Genomic DNA, 2,801 nt, shown 5'->3' with positions numbered 1-2,801 from the left:
GTGACGACCAGCCGCCGCACCTCGTCGGCCGACCCCCCCCGCAGGCACTGGGCGATCGCGCTGTGCTCGCTGTCGACCGGCACGAGCTGCCCCGGCGCGGCGGCCGCCTTCACGAGCGGGCCACCGATGATCAGCGACTCCTTGTTGGCGAGCGCCAGGGTGCTACCGGCCGCCAGCACGGCGAGGGTGGGCCGCAGTCCGATCGCGCCGGTGATGCCGTTGAGGACGACGTCGACGGGTCGCCCGGCGAGCTGGGTGCTGGCGTCGTCGCCGACCACCACCTCCGGCCGGTATGCCGTGTCGCCGACCTCGCGGCATACGGTCTCGAGGGCGGTGCGCACCTCCTGCTCCGTGCCGCGGGCGACCGCGACGACCGGGACCCGCAGCGCCACCGCCTGCCGGGCTAGCAGCTCGAGCTGACCGCCGCCGGCGCTGAGGCCGACGACGATGAACCGGTCGGGGTTGGCGTGGACGATCTCGAGGGCCTGGGTGCCGATCGACCCGGTCGAGCCGAGGAGGGTCACCGTCCGTGGAACGGGATGAGTCACCTGACCAGTGTCCCCCAGCGACGCCAGCCCGCGTTCGTCCCGTCCGACGGACGTCGTTCGTGGCCTCAGCGGCGCTCGCGGATCCGCCGGAACGAGTCGTAGTGGTCGGTCGTGAGGTAGAGCTCCCCGGCTGAGCCGGCGATGATCCGCCGGGCTCCCCGGGTGGCCGATCCCGATGTCACGACGGTGAACTCGCGGTAGTAGCTGCTGGACTCGCGAGGCAGGACGCCGTTGCTGTTGTGGTAGACGACGCCGTCGTTGCGGGGGTAGCGGTAGGGCCCACCCGTCCGGATCTCGGCGAGGGTCGCACCCTCCTGCGCGTCGAGGGACGACTCGTCGACCCAGCGCAGCCCGCTCGACGGGTCCACTGTCCCTGCCGCCCCCGCCGAGCTGGTCGTCCTCGACGAGGATGACCGGGAGGCGGCGTCCGTCGTCCCCGACCCACCGCGGGCGAGCAGGACCGCCACGACCACGACGAGCACCGCCGCGACGAGGGTCACCCAGGCGCGGGTCCGGGAGCTGAGGCGCACGCCGCGAGCCTAAGGGAGGCAGCGCGGGCCTCGATGACCTAGAGGGCGATCCCGACGTACTTCGTCTCGAGGTACTCCTCGATGCCCTCGGCGCCGCCCTCACGGCCGTAACCGCTGTGCTTGACGCCGCCGAAGGGCGCCGCCGGGTTGGAGACGATGCCCTGGTTGACGCCGACCATGCCGTATTCGAGGGCCTCGGAGACGCGGACCGCCCGGGACAGGTTCTCGGTGAACAGGTAGGCCACGAGGCCGAACTCGGTGTCGTTGGCCATGCTGATCGCCTCGGCATCGGTGCGGAAGGTCGTGATCGGGGCCACCGGTCCGAAGATCTCCTCCTTCTGCATCCGCGCGTTCTTCGGCACGTCGGCGAGCACGGTGGGCTGGAAGAAGTAGCCGGCGCCCTTCTGCGCCTCGCCTCCCGTGACGACCCGGGCGCCCTTGGCGAGCGCGTCGTCGAGGAGCTCGGTGACCTTGGCGACGGCCTTCGCGTCGATGAGGGGGCCGACGGTGACCCCCTTCTTCGTCCCCTTGCCCATCGTCATCGCCGCCATCCTCGCCGCGAACTTCTGCGAGAACTCGGCGGCCACCGACTCGTGGACGTAGAACCGGTTGGCCGCGGTGCAGGCCTCACCGATGTTGCGCATCTTCGCGAGCATGGCGCCGGTGACGGCCTTGTCGACGTCGGCGTCGCCGAAGACGAGGAAGGGAGCGTTGCCGCCGAGCTCCATCGAGAGCCGGAGCAGCTGCTCGGCCGACTGCTCGACCAGCATCTTGCCGATCGGGGTCGAGCCGGTGAAGGTCAGCTTGCGCAGGCGGGGGTCGCGGATGAGCGGCTCGCAGATGTCCTGGGTGTGCGATGTCGTGATGACGTTGAGGACGCCCGCCGGGAGGCCTACCTCGGTCAGCAGCTCGGCGAGCAGGAGCATCGTCAGCGGGGTCTGGGTGGCCGGCTTGACGACCATCGTGCACCCGGCCGCGATCGCCGGCCCGATCTTGCGGGTGCCCATCGCGAGCGGGAAGTTCCAGGGGGTGATCATCAGCACCGGCCCGACCGGCTGCTTCATCGTCATCAGCCGGGTCGCGCCGTTGGGGGCGGTCGACCAGCGCCCGCTGATCCGGACGGCCTCCTCGGCGAACCACCGGAAGAACTCCGAGCCGTAGGCCACCTCGCCCCGCGACTCGGCGAGCGGCTTGCCCATCTCGAGCGTCATGCAGAGGGCGAACTCCTCGGTGCGCTCGGTGATCCGCTCGTAGGCCGCGCGGAGGATCTCGCTGCGGTCGCGCGGCGGCGTCGCGGCCCAGGAGGACTGGGCGGCCGCGGCGGCGTCCAAGGCGGCCCTGCCGTCGGCGACGGTGGCGTCGGCGACCTCGGTCAGGGTGCGCCCGGTGGCTGGGTCCTCGACGGCGATCGTCGTGCCGTCGGCCGAGTCGCGCCAGGCCCCTCCGATGAACAGGCCCTTGGGCACGGAGTCGATCAGGGACTTCTGGGTCAGGGCGGGCACGATTCCTCCTCGAGCGGCGACAGGGCGACTATCTGTTTTTTCCTTTTTTACCACTTTCAGCTCAGGATCATCTCTTCCGCTTTCCCGCCTTGCATCATTTCCATTGGCGTAAAAATCCTCAATAAAAGCAGCAAAAGTTTCCTTCCAGTCCTCAATCATCCTTATCAAAATTTTGATCTAGCTGCAATATAAGCTTCTCACGCTTTCCAAACTAGGCGTTA

General features: G+C 69.3%; 2 protein-coding genes and 1 pseudogene. All 3 read right to left on the bottom strand.

Annotated elements, in window-relative coordinates; translation table 11 throughout:
* Positions 1 to 548 (bottom strand): annotated as a pseudogene (locus tag Q0R63_RS13690) (1-deoxy-D-xylulose-5-phosphate reductoisomerase); the annotation flags it as partial.
* Positions 549 to 613: 65 nt separating this feature from the next.
* Entirely contained in the window at positions 614 to 1,078 is a 465-nt protein-coding gene (locus Q0R63_RS13685) for a ribonuclease domain-containing protein (RefSeq protein WP_295698227.1), read from the bottom strand.
* A 38-nt stretch (positions 1,079 to 1,116) separates the two neighbouring features.
* Positions 1,117 to 2,580, bottom strand: a complete 1,464-nt coding sequence (locus Q0R63_RS13680; RefSeq protein WP_295698223.1) for an NAD-dependent succinate-semialdehyde dehydrogenase — start codon at positions 2,578 to 2,580, stop codon at positions 1,117 to 1,119.
* Positions 2,581 to 2,801 lie beyond the last annotated feature (221 nt).

This window comes from Lapillicoccus sp., assembly GCF_025353065.1.
Lineage (GTDB): Bacteria > Actinomycetota > Actinomycetes > Actinomycetales > Dermatophilaceae > Lapillicoccus.
This window is presented reverse-complemented; position numbering and strand designations above follow the sequence as displayed.